The 24,510-nt window shown below is 67.7% G+C and carries 12 protein-coding genes; 8 read left to right on the top strand and 4 right to left on the bottom strand.

Translation table 11 applies throughout. The annotated features are described in order from the left end of the window. Positions 1 to 5 precede the first annotated feature (5 nt). Positions 6 to 1,682, bottom strand: a complete 1,677-nt coding sequence (locus HHL11_RS32590; RefSeq protein ID WP_169422810.1) for a ShlB/FhaC/HecB family hemolysin secretion/activation protein — start codon at positions 1,680 to 1,682, stop codon at positions 6 to 8. 89 nt (positions 1,683 to 1,771) lie between these two features. Here HHL11_RS32590 and HHL11_RS32585 point away from each other — a divergent pair, with 89 nt between their 5' ends. From HHL11_RS32585 to HHL11_RS32560, 6 genes are all read left to right on the top strand, one after another. Then, positions 1,772 to 2,476 carry a response regulator gene (locus HHL11_RS32585; protein WP_425355233.1) on the top strand — a complete coding sequence of 235 codons (705 nt, stop codon included), beginning with the start codon at positions 1,772 to 1,774 and terminating at the stop codon, positions 2,474 to 2,476. Further along, positions 2,442 to 4,358 (top strand): sensor histidine kinase, encoded by a 1,917-nt coding sequence (locus HHL11_RS32580; protein WP_169422808.1) that lies wholly within the window; start codon positions 2,442 to 2,444, stop codon positions 4,356 to 4,358. Before HHL11_RS32585 ends, HHL11_RS32580 begins: the two co-directional genes overlap by 35 nt. A 20-nt stretch (positions 4,359 to 4,378) precedes the next feature. Continuing rightward, entirely contained in the window at positions 4,379 to 6,319 is a 1,941-nt protein-coding gene (locus HHL11_RS32575; RefSeq protein WP_169422807.1) for a sensor histidine kinase, read from the top strand. A 128-nt stretch (positions 6,320 to 6,447) separates the two neighbouring features. Continuing rightward, positions 6,448 to 7,470 carry a D-xylose ABC transporter substrate-binding protein gene (gene xylF, locus HHL11_RS32570; protein WP_169422806.1) on the top strand — a complete coding sequence of 341 codons (1,023 nt, stop codon included), beginning with the start codon at positions 6,448 to 6,450 and terminating at the stop codon, positions 7,468 to 7,470. A gap of 13 nt (positions 7,471 to 7,483) precedes the next feature. Beyond that, positions 7,484 to 8,731 (top strand): sugar ABC transporter permease, encoded by a 1,248-nt coding sequence (locus tag HHL11_RS32565; RefSeq protein WP_169422805.1) that lies wholly within the window; start codon positions 7,484 to 7,486, stop codon positions 8,729 to 8,731. Continuing rightward, positions 8,728 to 9,495, top strand: coding sequence for an ATP-binding cassette domain-containing protein (locus tag HHL11_RS32560; protein WP_169422804.1), 768 nt, complete (start codon positions 8,728 to 8,730; stop codon positions 9,493 to 9,495). The genes HHL11_RS32565 and HHL11_RS32560 overlap by 4 nt, the downstream gene beginning before the upstream one ends. A 68-nt stretch (positions 9,496 to 9,563) precedes the next feature. On the opposite strand, the gene HHL11_RS32555 is transcribed toward HHL11_RS32560, so the two are convergent. From HHL11_RS32555 to HHL11_RS32545, 3 genes are all read right to left on the bottom strand, one after another. After that, complete coding sequence (locus tag HHL11_RS32555; RefSeq protein ID WP_169422803.1) at positions 9,564 to 9,929, bottom strand: DUF805 domain-containing protein; 366 nt, start codon at positions 9,927 to 9,929, stop codon at positions 9,564 to 9,566. 520 nt (positions 9,930 to 10,449) lie between these two features. After that, positions 10,450 to 10,845, bottom strand: a complete 396-nt coding sequence (locus HHL11_RS32550; protein WP_169422802.1) for a hypothetical protein — start codon at positions 10,843 to 10,845, stop codon at positions 10,450 to 10,452. Positions 10,846 to 10,849: 4 nt separating this feature from the next. Then, positions 10,850 to 23,482, bottom strand: coding sequence for a LysM peptidoglycan-binding domain-containing protein (locus HHL11_RS32545; protein ID WP_169422801.1), 12,633 nt, complete (start codon positions 23,480 to 23,482; stop codon positions 10,850 to 10,852). A gap of 110 nt (positions 23,483 to 23,592) precedes the next feature. Here HHL11_RS32545 and HHL11_RS32540 point away from each other — a divergent pair, with 110 nt between their 5' ends. Then, the gene (locus HHL11_RS32540; RefSeq protein WP_169422800.1) at positions 23,593 to 24,141 is read left to right on the top strand and encodes a tetratricopeptide repeat protein; all 549 of its coding nucleotides are present in this window, start codon (positions 23,593 to 23,595) and stop codon (positions 24,139 to 24,141) included. A gap of 13 nt (positions 24,142 to 24,154) precedes the next feature. Continuing rightward, positions 24,155 to 24,505 (top strand): hypothetical protein, encoded by a 351-nt coding sequence (locus HHL11_RS32535; protein WP_169422799.1) that lies wholly within the window; start codon positions 24,155 to 24,157, stop codon positions 24,503 to 24,505. Positions 24,506 to 24,510: the final 5 nt, after the last annotated feature.

The following is a 24,510-nucleotide window of genomic DNA, read 5'->3' as shown; positions in this document are numbered from 1 at the left end:
GCGTTTCAGAAGTTGCGGGTGACCTGCAGCCAGAAGCGGCTGCTGCTGTCCGGTTCGGAGGTGGCGGGTTCGTTGCCGAGGCGGTGGGCATAAGCGGCACGGGCGGTCCAGCCGCTGGGGTCGGCCCAGTTGACGCCGATGCCGGCGCCCGAGAGATGGCGCCGGTTGACCCCGGTCGCGCCCGCCCAGAGGGATTGGTTGATCGTGGCGCGGCCGGCGTCGACGAAGCCCACGAACTGCCAGGCCGCCGAGACGGACTGGCGCAGTTCCAGCGTGAGGATCTGCGCGTCGTCCGCCGACGCTTCGCCTTGCGGGTAGGCGCGCACCGCGGTCGGGCCACCCAGCGGCAGCTTCTCGGAGGAATCCAAGTTCTTGCCGGCCCACTGGCCGATGAAGCTGGCATACAGGCTGGTGGCTCCGCCCAGGCTTTGCAGGCGCAGCACGCTCAGCGAGAACTTGTCGTAGTGGCCCTGCGTCCGCGCTGTGGCGGCATCGGCGGCGGCGGCCGTGGGGCTGCGGATCTCCAGCCGTCCCTGCGAGTAGGTTGCCGATGCGGCGGTGGAGCCGCCCCCGCCGAAATCGTCGATGGCGTCGCCGGAGAGGCCGAAGTTCAGCACCCGCGCCGTCTTCGAGGTCGCGACGGCGACCGCATCCATCCGGTCTTCGATACGCTTGTCGTCCAGCGCCACCTGCGCATTCAGGTTCGCGCCGCGCGAACGCAGCAACGGGTGCGCGACGAAGGCGCTGGCGATGCCCGCGCTGCCGTTCGCTTGCAGCACCTCGAATTCGTGCAGCAGCTTGTAGCGCATGTCCGAATAGGCGATGCCCGCCTTGGTGCCCCGGTTGCCCACGGGCAGTTGCCATGCGGCGCGCCCGTACTGCATGCCTTCCCCCGTGGTGAGCAGGTTCAGGCCAGCCACGTCCGCCAGCCCCGTGGCGTTGTTCACGGCGAGCGAAGCGCCAAGGCGCTCGCTGCCGGACGCGCGGCTGCCGTAGTTGTCGGCATCCACGCGGCCGGTGAAGCGCTCGCCCGGCTGGACGTCGACCACCAGTTCGCTGGTACCCACCGAGGCGCCGGGTTGCAGCGTGGCGCGGGTCGCGATCCCGGGCCGGTCCGCCAGCAGCAGCAGCGCGCGCTCCAGCGGCGCGTCGGCCACCACGTCGCCCACGTTCACGCCCCCCAGCGAGCGGGGCGCGGCGCCGGCCGCGGGGCCCTGGATCGTGATGGCGCCGTAGCGTCCTTCGATGACCGCGATCTCCACCGTGCCGTCCGTGACGTCCTGCTGCGGGATGTACGCGTGGGCAACGGTGTAGCCGTGGGCCCGGTAGAAGCGGCTGATGCGCGCGGCCAGGTCCTCCAGGCCGGCCAGGTCCATCTCGCGACCGACGCCGTCCTGCACCAGCGGCAACAACTGCGCCTGCGTGAACAATGTGGCACCGGTGATGTGAAAATGCCGCGGCGCGAGCTTGGGCCCGCCCGCCGGCATGGCCGGTCGCAGCGCCGGCGCCTGCGGCAGCACCGGCGGGTCGGCGCGCGGCACCGTGATCGGCGGCGGCCGCACTTCCTGCAGCAGCGAGCCGGCATCGGGCAGCCTTTGCGCCAGCACGGTGAAGGGCGCGGCGAGGCCCGCCGCGGCGAGGGCAGGCAGCAGGCTGCTGGGGAACAGGGCGTTCTCGGGCATGGGGCGGGATGCTAGGAAGCGCCCCGCGGCCTGTATGTCGCAAGAACTATCTACAGCAGGCCCCGCCTGTCTTGCGCACAATCGGCTCCGTGACTTCTTCCGCAGTCCCAGCGAACGCTCCGATCCGGGTGGCCATCGTCGATGACGACCCGGAGTTCCAGGGCGCGCTGGCGCGCGCCGTCCAGGCCGCCGACGACATGGCGCTCGCCGGCCGGGCGGCCACGCGCACGCAGGGCCTCGCGTTGCTGCGGGACACGCCGGCCGACGTGCTGCTGGTGGACCTGGGCCTGCCCGATGGCTCGGGCATCGACGTCATCCAGGCCGCGGCGCGCGCCTGGCCGGACTGCGGAATCATGGTGAGCACCACCTTCGGCGACGAGACCAACGTGATGCGCTCGATCGAGGCGGGCGCCGCGGGCTACCTGCTGAAGGACGCCGCGCCGGGCAGGATGGTCGCCGAGATCCGCAGCCTCGCGGCCGGTGGCAGCCCCATCAGCCCGATCATTGCGCGCCAGGTGCTGCGCCGCTTTCGTCCCGTCGCCGGCGATGCGGTCAACGCAGCCCCGCCGCCGGCCGAAGCCGCGCCGGACACGCCGATCTCGCTGTCGCCGCGCGAGCGCGAAGTGCTGGACTTCATCACCAAGGGCTTCACGGCGGACGAGATCGCCAGGCTGATGGAGCTCTCGCGCTATACCGTGCTGACCTTCGTGCGCCGCATCTACGTGAAGCTCAAGGTCAAGTCCAAGGCCGAAGCGATCTATGAGGCACGCACGCAAGGGCTGCTGGGCGACTAGCGTCGCCTGCCTCGCCGCGCTGCTGCTCCTCGCGCCACCGGCGGCAGCGGGCGGCCTGCGCATCACGCAGGCGCAGCTGCTCACGGTGGAAGGCCGCGGCTTCTCGCCGCCCCCGCACGCCATCGCGCCGCAAGGACCGGACGGCGCCTGGCAGCCTGTCGCCCTGCCCCACGCATTGCCGCCGCAGCTGCTGCCCGAACCGGAAGGTGGCGCGGCGCGGACCGTGGTCACCTGGTATCGGGCCCAGGTGCCGGCTGCCGCGGCCGGCGCGCTGGCTGGCCCCGCCTACCTGTACGTGCCGCGCTGGAAGACCGACGGCCAGATCGCGGTGTACGCCGACGGCCGCCTCGTCTACCGGTCCCACGCCAACCTGCTGTGGAACGGTTCGAACCATCCCCTGTGGATCGCGCTGGACGGCGCCACCGCGGGCCCGCTGCCCGCCACCGTGGTGCTGCGCATCCAGCGGCTGCACGACACCGGCGGCGCGATCTCCAGCCTGTGGCTGGGCGATGAGGCGGCCATTGCCTGGCGCTACCGCGTGCGCGACATGCTGCAGATCCAGCTGCCGCGAATGACGAGCGCCGCTTTCCTGGCCGTAGGCGTGTTCGCGTTCCTGGTGTGGCTTCGGCGCAGGCAGGAGCGCTTGTACCTGCTGTTCTTCCTGATGTCGGCCGCGTCGTTCGTGCGCAACCTGCACTACTACGTGGGCCTGGAGCGCTTGCCGGTGTCCGACGCCTGGTTCGGCTGGCTCACCGTGGCCTCGCTGTTCTGGCTGGTGGCGACGGCGCACTTCTTCCTGGTGCGGCTGCACGGCGAACGCCGGCGCTGGCTTGACCAGACGGTGCTGGGCGTGGCGGCGGCCGTCAGCCTGGCCACGCTGCCGGCGCTGCCTTCGGGCCTGCCGGGCGCGACGCTGCTGGCGCCGCTGCTTTACGGCATCCTGCTGGCGGTGAGCATCGTGGCCTTCGGCTTCGGCCTGGCGAGTTCGCGGCGCACGCGCTCGCGCGATGCGCTGCTGCTGGCGGGCTGGAGCCTCGTCTCGCTCGTCCTGGGCGCCTACGAGTGGGCGCTGCAGAACAACCGGGTCGACGTCGAAGGCAGCTACCTCGGTTCGTATGCCGGCATCGGGGCCTTCCTGATCTTCATGCTGATCATGTACCGCCGCTACATGGGAGCGATGGACGACGTGAGGCTGGCGAACGCGAGCCTGGAACACCGGTTGCGGGAGCGCGAAGCCGAACTCAACGCCAGCCACGAGCGCCTGCGGGCGGTCGAGCGGCGGCAAATGATCGCCGACGAGCGCGAGCGGCTGATGCAGGACATGCACGACGGGCTGGGCTCCTCGCTGGTGAGCGCGCTGCGCGCCGCGCGCCAGGGCCGTCTGGACGCGGCCGAAGTGGAAGTGCTGCTCGCCAGCTGCATCGACGACCTGAAGCTCGCCATCGATTCGATGGAAACGATCGACACGGACTTGCTGCTGCTGCTCGCCACGTTGCGCTTCCGCCTGGAGAGCCGCCTCGATGGCACCGGCATCACCCTGCACTGGGACGTGCACGAGGTGCCGCCGCTGCCCTGGCTGGACCCGCGCAATGCGCTGCACGTGCTGCGCATCGTGCAGGAAGCCTTCGCCAACGCGCTGAAGCACGCCCACGCCACGGAGATCCGCCTGCGCACCGACACCGCGGCGGGCTGGGTGACGGTGAGCATCGTCGACAACGGGCGCGGATTCGACGTGGCGCAGGCGCTGGAAGCCGGTGGCCGCGGCCTGGGCAACCAGCAGCGGCGGGCGCAGGCGGTGGGCGGCGACGTCCGCTACGAATCCACTCCGGGCGGCTCGGTGCTGGTGTTGCGCCTGCCCCTGGTGCGGGAGGGCGCAACCTGAGGCCGAGCACAATGCGGGCCATGAGGCCCCCTGCCGTGGTTGCCACCTTGCGAGCGCTGATCGCCGCGGCTTTGCTGCTGGCCTGCGGGATGGCCTGGGCGCAGGCAGCCCCTGGCCCCGTCGCGCACTTCACCTCCGCGCAGGAGCTGGAAGTGCCAGGCCCCGCGGCGCCGCTGCAGGACCGCGTCGAGGCGCAGCGCCTGGCCGCGGGCTGGCGCGAGGTGGCGCTGCCCTTCACGTTCGCGCGCGAGGTGATCCTGAATCCCGATGCACCGAGTGTGTCCACGCGCTGGTTCCGCGTACAGGTACCGGCCCTGGACAACCCCGGCGACACGGCCAGCCTGTACGTCAAGCGCTGGCAGACCGCGGGCCAGATCGCCGTGTATGCGGACGGCCGCCTGGTCCATCGTTCGGTCGGCAGCCCCGCGTGGCACGTGTTCCGGCACCCCGGACTGCTCGTTCCCCTGAGCCGCACGCCCTCGGAGCCCGTGCCGCGCGAGATCCTGGTCCGCATGGACAGCGTGCAGGGCGCGGGGGGCGGACTGTCGTCGTTCTACGTGGGCAGCGCGCGGGCCCTGCTCTCGCAGTACACGGTGCGGGAGTGGTTCGAATACCAGGTTCCTTTCATGAGCAGCGCGGCGTTCCTGGCGGTGGGGCTGTTCTGCCTCGGCGTGTCGCTTTGGCTGCGCGGCGAACCGCTGTACCTGCTGCTGGCGGGCTTCTCCCTGCTGCAGGTGGTGCGGCGCTGGCACTTCCACACGGGGCTGGAAGCGCTGCCGGTCAGCGATGCCTGGTTCGGCTGGATCACCGTCAACGCGCTGGCCTGGCAGATCGTGATCATGCATGCCTTCCTGCAACTGCTGCACGGCCGGCCCATGCCGCGGCTGACGCTGGCGCTGGTGGTGCTCACGTCCTTCTTCACGGTGCTCACCTTGCCCCTGGGCGCGCTCCCCGCGCTGCTGCTGCTGCGCCCGGCCCTGCAGGTGCTGCAGATGTCGCTGGTGACGATCGTCCTCGTCGCGGGCCTGTGGCATTCGGCGCGCAGCCGCTCCTGGGACGGCATGCTGCTCTGCGCCACCATCGTCCTCGCCCTGGTCGCCGGCGTCTACGACTGGGTGCTGGCCCAGCACCTGCTGCCGATGGAGTGGTTCTACCTCACGCCCTACATTCCCGCATTTCACCTTGCCGCCCTCATGTTCATCATGCTGCGGCGCTACGTATGCGCGATCGGCGAGGTGGAGAGCGTCAACGCCGGCCTGGCGCACCGCCTGGCGGCCCGCGAGGCGGAGCTGGCTCTCAGCTACGACAGGCTGCGGGCCGTGGAGCAGCGGCAGGTGCTGCACGAGGAGCGGCAACGCCTGATGCAGGACATGCACGACGGCCTCGGCTCCTCGCTCACGAGCGCCATCCGTTCGGTGGAACGCGGAACCTTGACTGACGCCGACGTGGCGCAGCTGCTCGCCGACTGCATGGACGACCTGAAGCTCGCCATCGACTCGATGGAGCAGGTCGAGCCGGACCTGCTGCTGCTGCTGGCGACGCTGCGTTTCCGGCTGGAGCCGCGCATCGAGAGCGCGGGCCTCACGCTGCGCTGGGAGGTGCGCGACATCCCCCCGCTGCCGTGGCTCGACGCTTCGACCGCGCTGCACGTCCTGCGCATCCTGCAGGAAGCGGTCACCAACATCCTGCGCCATACGCGCGCCACGGAGATCCACGTGGCCACCGGTATCGCGGACGGCGGCGTGGAGGTCTGCATCGAAGACAACGGCCACGGTTTCGACGTCGGCAAGGCACGGGCGGAGGGCACCGGGCGGGGGCTGCGCAACCAGTTGCGGCGCGCGGAAGCGGTCGGGGGACGGGCCGAATGGCGCTCGGGTCCGGAGGGCACCTGTTTCACCTTGTGGCTCCCGCTCGCGTCCGCGGTGGAAGCCGCGGCCGAGGCGGCTGGCGAAGGCGCATGAGAACCCGGGCCCCGCGCCCGGTCTTTCCTGGGCCGCGTTCGGCGTATTCCCTATGGCGATGCCCCGCTTCCGGGGCGCGGCAAAACGTGCTGGAATCTCCGCTCCGCATCCACAGTGGAGGAAGAGCCATGAAGAAGCAGTTTCAGCTCCTGTTCGCGGCCCTCGTGGCCGGTGCGTGTTCGACCAGCTTCGCCCAGGTCGTCGGCGTCAGCTGGTCCAACTTCCAGGAGGAGCGCTGGAAGACCGACGAGAAGGCCATCAAGGACCAACTCGCCAAGCTCGGCGCCAGCTACGTCAGCGCGGACGCCAACGCCTCGGCTGAAAAGCAGATCGCCGATGTCGAAGGCCTCATCAACAAGGGCGCCAAGGTCCTCATCATCCTGGCCTACGACAAGGACGCCATCGCCCCTGCCCTCGCCAAGGCCAAGGCGCGCGGCATTCCCGTGGTGGCGTACGACCGCCTGATCGAGGCGCCGGAAGTGTTCTACATCTCCTTCGACAACAAGGAGGTGGGACGCCTGCAGGCGGGCTCCATCTTCAAGGTCAAGCCCAAGGGCAACTACGCCATGATCAAGGGCTCCTCCACCGACCCCAACGCCAACCTGCTGCGCGAAGGCCAGCAGGAGGTGATCGGCGACGCGGTCAAGAAGGGCGACATCAAGATCGTGGGCGAGGAATACACCGACGGCTGGAAGCCCGAAGTGGCGCAGAAGAACATGGAGCAGATCCTCACCAAGTCCGGCAACAAGGTCGACGCGGTGGTGGCCTCCAACGACGGCACGGCCGGCGGCGTGGTGGCGGCGCTGTCCGCACGCGGGCTGAAGGGCGTGCCGGTCTCGGGCCAGGACGGCGACCATGCGGCGCTGAACCGGGTGGCACTGGGCACGCAGACTGTCTCCGTGTGGAAGGACTCGCGCGACCTCGGCCGCGAAGCCGCCACCGTGGCCGTGGCGCTGGCCAAGGGCCAGAAGGTGCCGAACGCCACCAGCTTCGCAGGCGGCGAGAAGAAGGTGAAGATGAACGCCATCCTGCTGAAGCCGATCCCGATCACGGCGAGCAACCTCGACGTCGTCATCAAGGCCGGCTGGATCAGCAAGGACGACGCCTGCCGCGGCGTCGACAAGGCCACCGGGCCGGCAGCCTGCAAGTGACCTCCGGGTCGTGATGGCGCAGCCGGCGGAGGGAACGCAGGCCTTGGCGGAGGGCGGGACGCGAGCCCCGTCCCTGCCGCTGAACGAGCGCCTGCATATCAGCTCGCTCGACTTGCGGCTGGCGATCATGACCGCCGTGCTGGCGGTCATGGCGATCGCCTTCCACGTCGTCACCGGCAACTTCATCACGCCGGAGAACCTGTACAACATCGCGCAGCAGTCGGCGGTGGTCGGCATCGTCGCAGCGGCCATCGGCCTCGTGATCGTGGAGCGGCAGATCGACCTGTCGGTGGGTTCGGTGCTGGCCACGGTGGGCGTGCTGGTCGCCTGGCTGATCTACACCAAGGGCTGGCACTGGGTGCCCGCGTGCCTGGCGGGATGGGTGGTCGCGCTGGTGATCGCGCTGTACCAGGGCTGGCTGACGGCCTATATCGGCGTGCCATCGTTCGTGGTGACGCTGGGCGGCCTGGTCACCTTCCGCGGCGTGGCCTACCTGATCTCCGATGGGCGCACGCAGCCGGTCACCGACGCCACCTTCCTCTTGATCGGCGGCGGCATCGATGGCGCCATCGGCGTCACGGCGAGCTGGGTGCTTGGCATCGCCGTGTGTGCGTGGCTTGCGTGGAGCACCATGCAGCGGCGGCGCCTGGCGGTGCAGCACGGCTTCGCGCCGCGGCCGCTGCTGCTGGACGTGCTGTACACCGGCTTCTTCGCGGTGGCGGTGCTGGCCTTCGTCGCCACCATGTGCGCGTACCGCATCCCCAGCAAGGACGTGCCGCAAGGCATCCCGAACCCGGTGCTGATCTGGGGTGGCGTCGTGGCGCTGGTCGCCTTCATCGTCAACCGCACCAGCTTCGGCCGCTACATCTATGCGATCGGCGGCAACCCGGAAGCCGCGGCGCTGGTAGGTATCCCGGTGAAGTGGGTCATGCTCAAAAGCTTCCTGCTGCTCGGGACGATGGTGGCCGTGGCCGGGGTCGTCGCCGTCTCGCGCCTGAATGCCGGCACGAATTCATTGGGCACGGGCATGGAGCTGTACGCTATCGCCGCAGCGGTGATCGGCGGCATCGCGCTGTCCGGCGGCAGTGGCACGGTGCTGGGAACGGTGCTCGGCGCGCTGGTCATCCAGTTCCTGGAAAGCGGGCTGCTGCTGCTGGACGTGAGCGTGGGCAACCGCATGCTGATCATCGGGCAGGTGCTGATCGTCGCCGTGGTGTTCGACGTGATCTACCGCCGCCGCACCGGGGAGCGCCTGCAATGAGCTTGGCTCCGCTGGTCGAATTCCAATCCGTTGGCAAGTCCTTCGGCGGCGTGCGCGCGGTCGATGACGTGAGCCTCAGTCTCTATCCGGGCGAAGTGGTGGCGGTGCTCGGGCACAACGGCGCCGGCAAGTCGACGCTGATGAAGCTGCTGGCGGGCGCCTTCGCCATCGACCAGGGCGAGATCCGTGTCAATGGCGAACCGGCGGCGCTCGCCACGCCGTCGGAAGCGCAGGCCCTGGGCATCGAGACCATCTACCAGACCTTGGCGCTGGCCGACAACCTGGACAGCGTCTCCAACCTGTTCCTCGGGCGCGAGCTGAAGAACCGCTGGGGCATGCTGGACGACTTCGCGATGGAGCGCGCCGCGCGGGAGGTGTTCCGCCAGCTCAACCCGAACTTCCGCAACATCCGCGTGCCGGTGCGCGCGCTGTCCGGCGGGCAGCGGCAGGTGGTGGCGATCTCGCGCGCCATCCACTTCCGCGCGCGCACGCTGATCATGGACGAGCCCTGCGCCGCGCTCGGCCCCGAGGAGACACGCATGGTCCACGACCTGGTGCGCCGGCTGAAGGCGGCGGGCGTGGGCATCTTCCTGATCTCGCACGACATGCCCGACGTCTTCGGTTTATCCGATCGCCTGTGCGTGATGAAGAACGGCAAGGCCGTGGGCACCTATCGCACCGCCGAAGTGACGGAGGACGAGGTGCTGGGGATGATCATTGCAGGGAAGAAGGTGACGCGGGTGGCGGAGGCGCATGCGGCTTGAGTTCTCCTTCGCGCCAATGAAAAGGGCCGGACTGAATCCGGCCCTTTCTGCCTGTGCGACCTCGGCTCTTATTGCGCCCCGGGCACCACATCCTCCGGCAACGGCGCATCGGGCCCGTCGCCGTATGCGTTGGCCGGCCCGCTGGGCTGCACCAGCCAGTAGATCAGCAAGATCCAGCCGACGAAGGGGACCAGCCAGATCAGCTGGAACCAGCCGCTCTTGCCGATGTCGTGCAGGCGGCGCGTGCCCACGGCCAGCGCCGGCAGCAGCAGGGCGAGGCTGGCCAGGCCATAGAGAAGGTTGCTGAACATGCCGAGCACCAGAAGGACGATGAACTGGAACAGGGCGAACCACCAGAATTCCGCCTTCCCGGCGCGGCCCGAGAAGGTGGCGTACTTGCCGAAGCAGGCCTTGACGGCATCGATGAACGTCATTCTTTTCTTCTCCTTGTGGGGGTAGTCCCCGGCGGGATGATAGGAATCGACGGTCGAATGCGGAAGGGTGGCGTGCCAACTATTGCTCAGTTCGGCGGGGCCGTTGTTGCGCGTTTTCCTCCCTCGCCCCTCTGGGGAGAGGGTTGGGGTGAGGGCTCGCCCACTACCGTTCGTCGCCTCGCTTCTAAACTTCTTCGTCCAGCCGCGGATGTATTGGTTCAGGGAGGGACGCACACCGCCGACCGATCCAATCGACCCCGCATGCCCGCCAACGCCTGACCACTGCGGCTTGGCCACGCGCATCCGCCGGTGCGAGGGATAGGCGTCGTCAGGTGTGCCGGCAGTGGCCAGCACGGCGCCGAGGGGGCTCGGCGCCGTGCGAGGGCTTGCGTCACTTCAGGCGAACGCTCACCGCATCTAAAGGTGCTAGTCGCGATCTCTATCGCGCTAGCAACTGCCCGCTAGAGACCTTGGCAGTACCGCACATTGGATCTGACTCGAGGGACATTGAGCGCTGTCTCTACTTGTTCTGCCGATCTTCTCGCGCCCACGCATCTGGATCGGGCTTGTAGTCTTCAACTGAAGCAGTGGGCTTCTGGAGGAGCATCTTGCGCATGGCGTCATGCGTACCAGACGCCTTCATCAGAGCGCGAGCGGTCTCGAGGATCAGCATCTCGGCCTCCTGGTCGTGCGCCGGACCAAGTTTCACGAGTTCCTCTGTGCGTCGGAGCGCCTGACTGCACCGCTCGAACAACCCAAGCGCCTCCAAATCCTTGCGCGCGGCCTGCAGCTTGTCGTTCGCAATCAAGAAACCGTGCGAAAGGAAGAACTCATCAATTCCCTTCCGGAACAATGATATGCCTCCCTGCACGCCAACGAGTTCATCCTCGAACTCTCTCACTTCCTTCTTCCCCATTTCCTCACCTCCGTTTCGTAGGTGTCCATGACCACAATCCTTCAGGAGTTGCAGCCCTAATCGATCGCGTGCCAAGCCACTCACTCGCACGACTGAATTGCGAATTTGAGGATTGGGCCTCTACGAGAGAAGATTTGCCATCCACCACGAAGCGCAGGACTTGCCCTGGCCGATTCGGCCCCAAGTCCAGGAGCATGTCTGGCCGTATCGTCGTTCCAGTCCCTGCTGGATCATATGCCCACCTATTCATGACGATCAACTGGCCTGGTCCCTCAGGAACGCCAAGTGCAGTGTTATAGCGAACAATCACTCGCTCAGCCTGTTGGTGACCGAATACGCCAACCTGAAGTTGCTCCGGCATTTCGGAGGGATATGGCAGCGCGCCTTGGGCGTACTTTTGGCGTCCATCCTCGACAGCGGCAGCGAACGCACGTTGATAGCGTTGCGTGTTTTCCTCGACCCACTGTGTCGGGCTCATGCGCTGATTGCCAATCGACGTGATCAACATGCTGCGTGTATCTAGTTCAACGATGCCTCGCTTCCACATTTCAACCTTCCGAAGCGCATCCGCATATCGGTCGATTAGTTCCGCATTGTTGTACCGAACGACGCCGTCATCTCCGAGGTTCGATGTGGCCCCTAAGGCTTCGGGAGAAGGCACCACCCGCATCATTCCAAGCTTCTCCTGAAGTGCGCCTTTAAGCTTGTCGAGCGTCGCGGTCTGTTGAAGGTCGCTCATGAGCGATCCCAGCAGCTTGTAGTCTCGATAGAGGTCTCCCATACCAAGTAAGTCTCCGGCAGCCTGAAACGCTGCATCAGCGCGTGCGTTAACACTTATCCCATTGATCTCACCCGAGACGGCACCCGTGCGCGGCGTTACGCGTACGCTTGCACCTCCCACTAACATGACATCGTCTTGAAATCCGGCGGCCCTCATTTGAACGGCCAGCACATCAGACTCCGTCGAGGAATCGCTCAACCCACCGACGACCTCGGTGCCCCAGAGCGCCTTGGCTCGACGCATGACTGATGCAGCATCTGCACCGTTCTGGCGTATCCCATACGGATCTCTCTCGGCGCGCCGAGCGACGACGTTTAGATCCCAACCTTCTCCGTCGATATTGCGATTTGGACCTGCACCGATCTGGCTTCCTGCTGCACTTTCGTTTCCGGAGTTTGACAAGTTGAAGACGATCTGGTCGTGGGCTACTGCAGCGAGACTCTCGCCTATGGTGTTCCCAAACGCATCCACCGCCACCTGCTGCACGACCACCCGCCCACCGCGCATCAGCTGCGCAAGGGTCCCTCCGGCGAAAGCGCTGACCGCGCGGTTCGCAAACAGTCCGGCAGCTGTACCGCCAAAGTCTCCAACCTGCCCGGCCACGTCGTTACTGAGCCCGCTGCCGAAGTAGGACGCTGCCACCCCGCGCCAGTCGAAATGATCTTGCAGGCCAGTAGCGACCCCCAAACCCTGCGTTGCCAGGTTGCTCACCGCCGCACGTCCCATGATCGCCGGGGTCTCACTCCCTGAAAGGAAGGTGTCGGACAGGACTCCCCCAGGTGTATTGGCTGCGACTCCGATACCAGCCGTGAAGGCGGCAGACGCCGCGCTTAGACCCACCGACTTCCAATCAAATCGGTCCTGAGCACCGATGGCCATGCCAACGGCCTGCCCCGCCATGTTGCCCAGCGCTGCTCCGATCACGAAGGCACCCACATCCGCTATGGCGGCCATGCCCATATCGATCAGGGCTTGCGCTATGACGCCACCGGCTCCGCCGGTCATGGCCGTCACGGCAACCGCCACGATCACCATCACCAACGTCCCCACACCCCCGCAGCCATGCTTGTTCTGCGGCATCGGCATCGTCGGCGTCTTGTCCCCCTCGATCCGGCTCGGGTCGTAGGGCTCGAACGTGCTCGCGTTGTTGTGGATGCTGGACACCCGGTTCGGGATGTTCAGCGTCGTGCCGACCTTCAGGTCCTTGGCGGATGCGAGGCCATTGGCTTCGGCGATGCGGTACCAGAGGCTGCTGTCGCCGTAGGCACCCTGGGCGATGCTCTGGAGCGTGTCGCCGGTGCGCACCGTATACGCGCCAGGGCTTGGCAGCGGATAGCTCGCGCTGATGCGCGCATAGCCAAAGTCGAAATCCACCAGGTTGGCGAACTGCGGCGTGCTGCCGCTGGCTAGCGGGTTGACGGCCGCGCCATAGATGCCCAGAACTTCGCCGTTGACGATGAACTGGCGCTGCACATTGCCGCCCTGATTGACGAACAGGGCACGCCCGCTAGCGTCGTTCACGAAGATCCGGTCGTTGGCGTGCTGGCCTGAGTCGACAAGGCCGACCAGGTACCCGTTCGCGTCGTAGCTTTGCGTGGTGGTCGCCGTTCCGCGCTTGGAGGAATTCCCGACCGTCGTCTGCACGACCGCGCCCTCGTAGTAGGCCGGCGAGTTGGTGAACTCGGTCACCTCCCCGGCTTCGTAGTTCTGCACCACGTAGCCTTTCACGTTGCCCGCCCGGTCGTAGCCATCCGGATCCTTGCCTTCGACGGCGTCGCCGGGGCCCCAGTGGATGACCACCTTCGTGCTTCCACTTGGCGTGTAGACCGCCTGCTGCAGCAAGCGTCCGTTCGCGTCATAGCGGTTCAGCCGGCGCTCCTTGCCGTTCATGTCACCGGGCGCAACGCCTTGGTTGATCAGGTCGCCGTAATTGGTGCTCGGCAGCGCCACCACCGGGCCGGACTGGATTACGCGGTCGGCGCCGTCGTAGAAGCGCATGTCGATCTGGACGCCGTCTTTGACGACACTCGTCAAACGCGACAACGCGTCGTAGCGATAGACCTCGGTGCTGTAGCCCGAACCGGCGCTGAATGTCACTGGCGTGGTGCCGTAGACCGCGGTGTCGTCCGAGTTGAAACCCACCAGCACTGCCTGCCCGCCAGACTGCACGATGCGGTTGCCCCAGGCCAGGTCGCTGATGCGATTGCCATCGTGGTCGTACGCGATCGAGTGGCCTTGTTGGCCGATGTTCAGCGCGTCCACGCCATCGACGATGACCTGCCTGTTCATCTCGTCGTAGCGGAACCAACGGTCGCTGATCGGCGGCTGCTGCTCCGCTCCATTCACCCCGCGGTAGTCGACATAGCTCGCGATGTGCGTGCGGTTGCCGACCTTGTCGTACTCCATGGCGATGTGCACCCGCGAATCGGCCACGTCGCGCAGGTTGCCGCGAGCGTCGTAGGCGAGGTGGTTGTCCTGGTAGGTGACGCCTGCCTGCATCGTCCATTCGCGGACGCGCCTGCCGCTCAGGTCGTACCAATACCTGGTGGTCTTGTCCACCGCCGAGTCGTACATCTCGGTGACCTGGCCCGCGGAGTCGTAGGAGAAGAAGAGCGTCGTTGCCGGGGCGCCGCGGGTGATGACTTCCCTCACCAGCTGGCGCACGCCGTCGTACGTGTACTGGTAAATGCCGCCGCCCTGGTCGACGTGCGTCTTCAGCTGGCCGAAGTAGTCGTACGTCCACTGCGACGACTTGCCCTCCGCATCGACCTCCGCGATCTTGCGGCCTTGCGCGTCATAGGCGGCACGGGTGGAAATACCGAGCGGCAACCGGGTCTGCAGCAGGTTGCCCTGCACGTCGTAGATGTATTGCGTTTCCTCGTAGTTGCCGTTGATCGCGTTGAGCTTGTTCCCCAGTTCGTCGTAGGTCCAACGTTCGATGATGTTGCGATAGTCGACCTGCGACGCCCACTGGCCGCTCGCCTGGTAGACCGCGGCGACGCCATGCGTGGCGGTCAACTTGCGGCCGGCCTTGTCGTAGGTGTAGACGACGGTGCGGCCCTCGGCGCTCGTGGTGCGGAGCTCGTCGCCGAAGATGTCGTAGGTGTGGCGCACGAGCCAGCCGTCGGCTTGCACGTCCACCGCCAGGTTGCCACCCGAGTCGAAGCCCTGACCGGTGACGCGCCCGTTCGCGTCGCGCACGGCCGCCTGGCGCCCGAGCTTGTCGTAGTAGATGGTCGTCACCGGGCTGTTGGCGCTGGTCTGCCCGGCGTCGTCCGGCAGCGTCTGCTGCACCAGCTGGTTGTTCGCGTTGTACCGGTAGGTGGTCTTCCAGTAGGCCGATCGCGGGTCGGTCTTTTCCACCACGTTGCCCCAGCGGTCGGTTTTCTGCGCCACGTAGGGCCAGCGCCACTGCACGTCGCTGTTCAATCCGGCGGCCTGCACGTCCTGGCCATTGGGTGCGGGAACGGCCACGGTCCCCGTGCCCATGATCCGTTCGGAGCCACCCGGGGGCGTCACTCGCACCCGGTACTCGTAGGTGCCGGCGCCCAGCCCTTGGGCGTTGAAGGCCAGGCGGTCCCCGAAGTTCACCAGCCCGCAAGCCCACCAGCCACCGGTACCCTGGGTTCCAGCGGCTCGCATCTCGAGCTGGATGGCGGCGTCGTGTTCCGGCGGTGCGGCCACATCCACTTCGTTGGGGCCGTAGCCGGGCGCCTGGTAGATCACGGTCTGCCAGTTGCCGCTGACGTCCTTCTTGTAGACGGTAACGCGGTTGATGCCGGTGATGCCGAAGTCGGGGGCCGTCACCGCTTCCTTCCAGGCAAGCGTGACTGTCGAATCGGCCTGCTCCGCGGTAAACACTTCGGACTGCATGGAAGCGGACGCCCCCGAGAGCGTGGTGTATTCGAGGACTACCTTGATGTCGCCGCTACCCAGGTAGCGCAGGCTGTTCCAGGACAGGGTGACGCGGTTCGTTTTCAGGACCACCACGGGGGGAAGGGTCGGGTCGACATACCCAGGAGAGGTCGACTCGAGGATGCTGCCCGCAACGTACTGCCGGTGCAGCGAAACGACGTTGTCCGCCGTGCTGGGCAACCGGCCCGGCAGCCAGGTCGCCACCACCCGTCCGTCCGCGTCGTAGCGGGTCTGCGTCCTGCCCGTCCACGTAGCTGTGTCGGCCGCTCGAGCGTCCTTCTTGCTGAGATCGACGTAGTAGCCGTCTCCCGAGCTCCGGATCTCCGCCGTCACGTGCCCTTGCGCATCGTGCAGCAGCACGCGAACCACGCCATCGCCACTGTTCGTGCGCCACAGCCGGCCCGCCTTGTCGTAGTCGAAGGACTCGTCCAGGGTGGTGCCGACGCCACGGCGAATGAGGTCACCGAAGGCGTTGTATTGCATCTTGGTGACGACTTTTCCCGCCTGCTGCCGCGTGAGATCGACGATGGCCCCGCTCTGGAGCGCCGTCGTCGAAGCAGGCGTCCAAGTCTCGAGAAGGTTTCCGCCCTTGTCGTAGACGTTGACCTGGAACTTGGTGTGCGCCACCTTGTCGAGCCCCGTCACGCCCTGCCACTGCTTCGCCACGCGCCCCTGGGCGTCATAGGAGAAGTAGAGGTTGGCGCCCGTGGCATCGGTCGTCTGCAGCAGGCGCCCAGCCGTGTCGTACAGGCTGGCCGTCGTGCGATCAGCATCCAGCAGCGGCGCTTTGGGCGCGAAGGTGCCCGGAGTGGCGCCACGCGCGTACTCGGTCTTCCCCAGCTCATTGCCGTAGGCGTCGCGGATGAAAGTGGTGAGTGGCGTCAGGGCGACGGGCACGCCGTCGCCCGTGTCGACGGGCCGCTCCGGCGTCGTGATTGCCGAGACGCGACCCAGCACGTCATAGGAGGTGGCCGTCATGCCGCCGTAGGCGTCGGTCACGCTCACCAGGTTGCCGAGGACGTCGTAGCCATAACGGGTGATCACGTCGCCCCGCACCGAATTGCCGTCCGCACCCGTGGCGTATTCCACGTTGCGCCGGTTCTCCATGGTCTTGCGGTCCGCGCGGTCGTAGCCGTAGTCGGTGATGCGGTCGTCCACGACGGCCACGGGTGCGGCGTACGCCGAGTCCGACCACGACGCCACGGCCGTCGCGTACTCGGTCAGCCGCTTCAGGTTGCCGCGGCCGTCGAAACTGCGTTCCGTGAGGTAGCCGAGCGGGTCGACCGTGGCGACCTCGCGGCCGGCCTGGTCGTAGTAGTGCGTGGTCAGCGACCATTGATCGATCGCATTGCGCAGGCTCCATTCCTGCACCACCTCGCCAAAGGCGTCGTAGCGCTTGCGGGTGATCGCGGCCTTGTCGCCGCTGATGCGATTGCCGTTGGCATCCAGCTCGAAGATGTACTCGACCGCTCCCGTGAGCTGCGTCACCTGCCCCGCCCGGTCGTAGGCGGTCGCAAGTGTGCGATCGACACTCGCGTCAGCCAGCACCGCGTCGGCCTGGGCCCGCGTCGCCGCGGCGGAAGCTTGCGTCACGCTGCGATTGGCGAGCGTGGTCTCCGCCGCGTACTGCAGCTGTTGCGTCACCTCGCCGAAGGCATTGCGCGTATAGCGGGTGAGGTGTCCAAGCGCGTCGATGTCGTAGACGACGCGGCCCATCCGGTCGTAGACCTTCTGCGTCAGCGCGCCGATCAGCACGTCGTAGTTGGCGACGGCGTTGCCGAGGACGTCGTAGTAGGTGCGCGTCTCCGGCGCAGCCTGCTTGTCGCGGCGCAGCGCGGTGGCCATCGCGCCGTTGACAAGCACGTCGTCGTTCGGTGCGTCGTAGATCGTGATGAACGAGTGCAGCACCCAGACCTGCCGCCCCACGGCATCGTAGGCATACCAGGTGGTGCGCGCCTCCGGCCGTCCCTCGGCTTCGATGCGACGCGTGAGGTTGCCCAGGGCGTCGTAGTCCAGTCGCGTGACGATGGAGGCGGCCGCCGACTGCGCCGTGGCAACCAATCCGCCGCCGAGTCCGGTCGGAGCCACGGTACCGAGCGTCACTTGAGGCGTCGTCTCGGTCCGTAGGCGGCCGGCCGCGTCGTAGGTGTAGGTCCACACCGATCCCTTCTTGTTGGTGAAGAACGCCTTGTTGCCCACGGCGTCGTAGCCGAAGAACTCCGCCACGCCGGTCGCATCGGTGTGCTGGATCTGGCGGCCCGCGGCGTCCCAAGAGAAGGAATCGACCTGGTCCACGGCCGAATCAGAAAGCGGCACCATGGCGGTGGCGATGGCACTGGCGCTCTTCGCCAGGGTCGGATCCATGGTCTTCAGGTAGCGGATGGACTGCTTCAGCCGCCCGATCCCGTCGTACTGCCTGGCCGTCACGGCGCCGAGCGGATCGACGACGAAGGCGACGCGGCCGGCGGCGTCGTAGGCCGTACGTGTGACGCGGTCTCGCGGGGAGGAGGAAAGGGCGGCCGCCGCGAAGCTCGTGACCGGCACCGCATACTGCGTGACGGCCACTACGCGGCCCGCGGCGTCGTAGGCGGTCCCGACCGCGGAGCCCTCCCCGCTGATCACCAGCACCTGCCGGCCGGTGGCGTCGTAGCTGTACGCGGTGATGCGGTCGTTGGCCGTGTCCGGCAGCACAGTCGCCTTGATCGCGCTGGCGTTCGCGCCTTGGGCGGGAAAGCTGGTACAGGGGTTCGAGTACTCGGTGCGCCGCACCACGTTGCCATTGCCGTCGTACGCCTGCTCGGTCACGCCGGACAGCGCATCGACCTGGAACACCAGGCGGTTCGCTGCGTCGTAGGCCATGGCGGTCACGCGGTCGCCGGTGCTGATGGCGACGGAGGCGGGATCGGCGCCTTGCGGCAAGGCCTGCGCGAATTCCACCAGGCGCACCGCATTGCCGTTGCGGTCGTACATGCGCTGCGTCACCGCGCCGGTGCCATCGACGCTCCAGCACAGCCGGCCCGCGGCGTCGTACACGTTGCGCACGCTTGCATCGCGGGCGGAATTGGCGATGCTGGCAACGGCCGCCGCGATGCCCGCCTGGGTCGCCGGCGTCCCGGCCGCGACGGGCGTCGCGTAGGCCGTGCGCGTCAGCACGCGGCCGTTGCCGTCGTAGGTCTGCGCGACGACATCGCCCATCGCGTCCATGGTGTAGATGGCGCGGTTCAGGGCGTCGTAGACCGTCCGCACCTGCTGGTCGCAAGGGTAGTTGGGTGTGGGCGCCGGCATGGTGCCGGGTGTCCACGAAGCCAGTGGGTTCGCGTAGGCAATTCGGTTGACGACATTGCCATTGGCGTCGTACCCGTAAATGACCACGGCGCCCAGGCCGTCCACCGTGGCAGCCACACGGCCGTCGCGATCGTAGACGCGGTTCTCCACCTGGTCGGCTGCGGTTTGCGGCATCAGCAGCGCTTGCACCTGGGCGGCGGTGGGCGTGAGGCCCAGATTCGCGAGGTCGATGGGCTTGGCGTAGCTGACGCTGCGCACCTGCCGGCCGGCGGTGTCGTAGCCCAACTGCGTGACTTCTCCGAGCGCATCTATGGTGTACAGCAGCCGGTCGGAGCCGTCATAGACGTAGCGCGTGACGTTGCCGGTGGCGTCCGTCGCCGTGCGCACGTTGCCGTTCTTGTCGTAAGTCCAGTTGCGGGTCAGGTTCAGCGCCGCGGGGTCGACTCGCTCCTGCACGCGCCGGCCCATGGCGTCATAGCTGTACTGCGTGAGCGTGAGGCCGGCGCTCGTGACGCTCAGCACCTTGCCGCGGGGGTCGTAGCTGTAGAGGGTCTGCAGGTTCAGGCCCGCGGGGTCCACGGTCTGCTTCAGCACCTCGCCCTTGCGGTCGTACTCGAAGGTGGTGACGACCTGGTTGGCATCCGTGACAGCCATCTGCCGTCCGAGGGCGTCGTACTGATAGGTCGTGGTGAGTGCCAGGCCGTCGGGGTCGACGCGGCGCGTGAGCTGGCGGTTGGCGGCGTCGTAGCTGTAGGTCACCTTGGTGCCGCCCGCGTCGATGGTCTGGATGAGGCGGTCGGCGCGGTCATAGCTGCTTGACGCAACGGTCAGCGGCGTGATGGTGCGCAGCAGGTTGCCGTCGCGGTCGTAGACGTAGTTGGTGGCTTGCCCCTTGCCGTCGGTGACGGACAGCACCTGCCCGTGCCGCGTGTACGCAGTCACCGTGCGGATGCCCTCCGGCGTGAGGACGCTCAGCGTGCGCGCCGCCGCGTCGTAGGTGTACGTGGTCGTATTGCCCAGCGGATCTGTCTGCGTCAGAACGCGGTCGAAGGCGTCGTACGCCGTCACTGTCGCCGCGCTGGCCGGGTCGCGTGCCGTCACGACACGGCCCAGGCGGTCGTAAACCAGGTCGCGCGCATTCGAGTTCGCATCCACGGTGCGCGTCACCCGCCCGAAGGCGTCGTAGGTCACAGTGACCGAAGCGGCGATGCCGGTGCTGTCGGTCGTCGTGTTGGTACGCAGGCCGCGCTGGTCGACCGTGTACGTTTCCTTGGTCGTGGCGGAGCCGCCAACCGGCTGCGTAACGGAGGCCAACTCGCCGAAGCTGTTGTATGTGTTGGTGGTGACGTTGCCCAGGGCATCGGTGCTGGACGCGACCAGGTCGTCCAGCGTGTAGCTGATGGTGGTCCGCACGTCGGCGCTGCTGGTGACGATCGCCGACGTCAGCGCACTGGTCACCAGCCCGCCGGCCATGCCGGAGTTGTTGATGCGCGTCGCATACGCCACCTCGCCCGTGAGTCGTTCCTGGTTGTCGTACAGCTTCTGCCGCACTTCGCCCAGGGCGTTGACCGTGTACGCGAGGGCGCCATCCTCGTTGTAGAAGAACAGGGTCCGCTGGCCCAGCGCATCGGTGGTCGCGATGCGCCGGCCGGCGGCGTCGTAGGCGTACGTGTTGCCGTACTGCGCCCAGATGGCATTGACCTGGTCCAGGGTCTGCCCGCCCGTGAGCAGCGCCGCGCCTTCCGCCGACAGCTCGCCCGCCAGCCGGCCCTGCAGGTCGTAACGCGCCAGCAAGGTGCGGACCTCGCTGCTGCCGGCCGCGAGCGTGGTGGAGACCAGATTGCCGGCGCTGTCATACGCGTACTGCGTGACGACGTTCTCCGGGCTGGTCTCCTGCACCACGCGGTTGAGCCCGTCGTAGGCTCTGGTCGTCGCGCGGTCCAGCACGTTGGCCGGCGGGCGGATGTCCACCAGGCTGCTCGCCGCGGAGTAGGCCTGCCACACGCGTGCCGCATAGCGGATAGCCTTCGTGATGTTGCCGGCGTTGTCCCGCGCGTTCTCCGTGAGGTAGCCCTCGCCGTCGACCTCGGCGGCCAGCTGGCCCTTGGCGTCGTACAGCAGCACGCTGCGGATGTCCGCGGCCGACGTCGCAGGCCGCAGCTGCGGCAGGTCGCCGCTCGCTCGCTGCGCCGTGGGCGTGGCGTTGGCGTAGGCGAGCCGCTCCGCGAGCCGGCCATCGGCGTTGTAGCTGAAGACCACCAGGTAGCCCTGCGCATCCAGCGTCGCCGCGAGCAGGCCGTCGGCATCGTAGAAATTGCGCGTCGTGCGATCGAGCGGGGACGCAGTCGGCAGGCTGATGGTGTAGCCGCTGCCGGCCGCCACCGGCGCGGACGCCAGGTTGGCGTAGCGCACGATAGCCGTCACGTGCGAGGCGCCGTCGTAGCGGGTTTCGGTGACCGCGACCGTGAGGCCGGTGCCCGTGGTGTGGGCTTCGCGCACCAGCCGCCCGGCGGCGTCGTACATGCGCCAGGTCTTCACGTCGGTGGCCGTGGCCGCGGGCCGCAAGGCCAGGCTGGTGTTCGTACTGGGGACACCGCTCGCATCCACCAGCGCCGCGGTGTCCACGCGATTGGCGTAGCGGATGGTGCAGACCAGCAGGTCGCTGCGGTCGTACTGGTACTCCGTGAAGGTGCCGTTGCCGTCGATGTCCGCGACCTTGCGGCCGGCGTCGTCGTAGAGCGTCCACTGGCAGACACCCGTGGGATCCTTGGTCGCGCGCAGCCGGCCGGCGGCGTCGTAGAAGTAGCGGGTGGTCCCCAGCAGGACGTTGCCGGTGCCGTAGTCGCTGACGCTGGCCAGGCGCCCCGCGGCGTCGTGCACCCGCGTGGTGACCAGGGTGTTGGCGAGCGTGCTCACGTCCTTCAGCGCGGCGTCCTGCCAGTCGGTGGCGGAGACCTGGCCGAGGGCATCGGCCTGCGAGCGCAGGCGCCCGAGGCCGTCGTAGTTGAAGACGCTGGTCGCGCCCGTCGCCGACACGCTTTGCAGCAGCCAGCCGTTTGGGTCGTAGACGAAGGTCTCGCGCGACTGGCTGCCATCGAGCACGCCCACGGCCGCCGCGTCCAGCTTCGCGTAGCTGGTGCGCGATTGCAGGGCGCCGTTCGCGAGGTAGCTGAAGTCCTGTCGCTGGATGCGCTGGACCGGCTGGCTGGCGGCCCAGGCCATGAGGTCGGACTCCGTGAGCCCCGTTGCCGAACCCAGGCCGCCCACCGGATACGCGCTGCCAGCAAACACGAAAGTCGTGGTGAGCTGGCCGAACCATTCGTAGCGGTTTTCCGTCACCCGCCCTTCGGCGCTGATCGTGAAGCGCAGCAGGTTGCGGCCCGCGCCGTCGTAGACGAAGCGCTTCGTCATGGGCTGCGTGGGCAGGCCGGCGCCGCTCCCATCCGGGTCCGGCACCTTGTATTCCGTCTCGGTCAGCAGCTGGTTGTTGGCATCGAAGGTCCTGATGACACTGTTGCCCAGCGCGTCGCGGCGCAGGGTCTGGTTGCCCTTGTCGTACTCGTAGACCGTGGTCCGGCCTTCGCCGTCCTGGTACGCGACCAGGTTGCCGCTGCTGTCCCAGGTAAAGACCTGGACGGCGGAACTGCCGTTGACGGCGGGCGATGTGACCTTGGTCAGCTGGCCGGCGGCATCGAATCCGTAAGTGGTCACCATGCCCAGCGGGTCGCGCACGGCCACCGCGCCGGTTCCGTAGGTGAAGGTGGTCACCTGGCCGAGGCCGTTGGTGACGGTCGCCACCTTGTCGCCCACGTAGGTGAAGCCCAGCGCTGTGCCGTCGCTCTGCACGATGCTCGCCACCCGCTTGCTCGTGCCCTCGTAGGTGTAGGTGGTGGTGTAGGCCTTGGCGTCGGTGATGGCGTTGTCCGCCGGCGTCAGATCGACCGTCACGACGCTCAGCCGGTTCTTGTCGTCATAGGCGTAGCGGATGTCCGTGACATCCGTGCCGCTGCTGGCAAGGGTGTGGATGCGCGAAAGGTTGTTGCCGATGTATTCGTAGAAAGTGGTTTCGCCGTTGGCCGTCAGCACCGAGGCCAGGCGGCCCGCGGCGTTGTAGCTGTACGCGAGCGTGTTGCCGCTGGTGTCCCGCGCCGACAGCAGGCGGAAGCTGCCGCTCGCCTCGTAGCGCTGCGTGGCGCCGGTATCGCCGTCGCGCCATTCGAACTGGTTGTCCGCCGCGACGAAGCGGATGCTGTCGTAGGCCCCGGCGCCGGCGGTGGTGCGGTACACGCCATCGGCCTGGTACGCGTAGATGGCCACGGAGCCATCGGCATCGGTGCGCTGCAGCGTGCTGCCCAGCGTGTTCAGGGTGCCCACCAGCGCCAGCGGTTGCAGCCAGACGCCGCTGCTCCAGTTGTCGCCGTTGTCGTCCCCGAACAGGCCCTGGCTGTTATAGGTACGCAACGCCACGCTGTCCGGCCCGCGCGCGAGCAGGTGGTCGTCCTCCCTTTGCAGCACCAGGTTGCCGGTGGCGCCATTGACGTACACGCGCTCGCCGCTGCTGCCCTGCGCGGCCTGGCCGAACACACCCTGCTGCCCCAGCGTCGCCAGCGACCCGAGGTTGAGGCCCAGACTGTTGCCACTGACGATCGCCACCATCTGCGGACTCCGTTGCATGCTTGGGCAGTACATCCGCGCGATCGGGCTGCGGTTTAGCGCTAAACCTTCGGCTCCTCCTTTGGATGTATTGGCGACACTGGGGGCAGACCATGAACCAGGATCCAGGCTACGAACGGCTCATTGCCGAGGGGCTGCAGGCCAGCCGCGAGGACCGGCCGGAGGCCGCGCTCGCCCTGTTCGCCCGGGCGAGCGCGCTGGCGCCGGCTTCGGGCGTGCCGCATTTCCTGATCGGCTCGGAGCACGCCGCCGCCGGCAACATCGCGGGCGCCGAGACGGCGTTCGCGCAGGCGGTTCTGCTGGCGCCCGGCTTCGCGCTGGCGCGCTACCAGCTGGGCCTGCTGCAGTTCAGCACCGGCCGGGCGGCGCTGGCGCTGGTCACCTGGCAGCCGCTGTTCGCCCTGCCCCAGGGCGAGCCGCTGGGCCACTTCGTGCGCGGCTTCGCGGCCCTGGCCCGCGACAGCTTCGACGAGGCGCTGGAGCACTATCGCGAGGGCCTGGCCTGCCACGACATCAACCACGCGCTGGCGGGCGACATCCTGCGCGTCGTCGCCGCGGTGGAAGACCTGCCGGGCCAGCAACCGGAGCCCGAAGCCAGCCGCCACGTGCTGCTGTCCGGCTACGCCAGGGGCCTGCACTGAGCAAAGGACTGCCGTGACCACCATCGATCCGCGCCAGAGCCTCACCGCCGCCGTCCGCAGCGAGGCCGCGGCCTTCCGGGCCCGCAGTGGCCGACAGCCGGCCGCCAGCCCGGGCGCGGCTGCGCCCAGCCTGCAGTCCATCGTGGCCCAGCGGGTGCAGGCCCTGGCGGCCGACGATCCGCAGCGCAAGCAGAAGGCCGTGCGCATCTTCCTCGAGTCGGCGCTGCTGCAGGAATTGGGCTCCGCGCTGGCCCACGATCCGGCGTTTTCCGACCTGGTCGACGCCGTCCACGGCCAGATGCGGGGCGACGCGCAACTGGCCGTTGCCGTGGACCAGCTGGGCGAGCTCCTGCTTTCCGCATAATCGGC

The organism is Ramlibacter agri, from assembly GCF_012927085.1.
Taxonomy (GTDB): domain Bacteria; phylum Pseudomonadota; class Gammaproteobacteria; order Burkholderiales; family Burkholderiaceae_C; genus Ramlibacter; species Ramlibacter agri.
This window is presented reverse-complemented; position numbering and strand designations above follow the sequence as displayed.